The organism is Phocaeicola sp. RTP21198st1_B8_RTP21198_201120, assembly GCF_040929485.1.
Classification (GTDB): Bacteria; Bacteroidota; Bacteroidia; order Bacteroidales; family Bacteroidaceae; genus Phocaeicola; species Phocaeicola dorei.
Genome location: NZ_JBCOCI010000385.1, coordinates 1 through 626 on the forward strand (window position 1 = coordinate 1; position 626 = coordinate 626).

Annotated in this window: 1 protein-coding gene; it reads left to right on the forward strand. The window is 36.9% G+C overall.

Features of this window, described 5'->3' with window-relative positions:
- A partial coding sequence (locus tag AB5935_RS26545) for an ATP-dependent endonuclease (RefSeq protein ID WP_368327933.1) occupies positions 1–626 on the forward strand: 626 nt, incomplete at both ends.

Below are 626 nucleotides of genomic sequence, written 5' to 3' on the forward strand. Positions count from 1 at the left end.
TTATGATTGGAAACATATTTTAACTACAGGAAAGAGCAAAGTTAATGAGCATCTTGAAGGTACAGGAATAACTCTAAAACATCCTGATATAGAAATGCGCTATGTAGGCCGAGAGTTCTCGGATGTTGTACGTGGTATCGAATTAAAATGTCCGGTTTATAAAACAGTCGAAGCCGGACAAGAACAGAAATACTTTACCCTATCTCAAAATGGTTTAGGTGAAAACAATCTTATTTTCACATCCGTTGTCTTAGGAGATCTTATCAACAGATGCGAAGACCATGCTTTGGAAATCTACAACGCTTTACTTGTGGAAGAGCCCGAAGCACACTTGCATCCACAGTATCAGAATACTTTCTTCGAGTATCTAAATGAATTACAAAGCAAAGGACTTCAAGTATTTGTAACATCGCACTCACCGACAATTACGGCTAAATCGGATGTCAATAATATTTCCATTTTGCAACGTAAACAAAGTATTATACAGTCATTTTCATTTGATGAATTATCGGAAGATGATTATCCGAAAGAAAGTAAACGACATTTGCGAAAATTCTTGGACACGACAAAAGCTCAATTATTTTTTGCTAACGGAGTGTTGTTGGTAGAAGGTGTCGCAGAAGCGA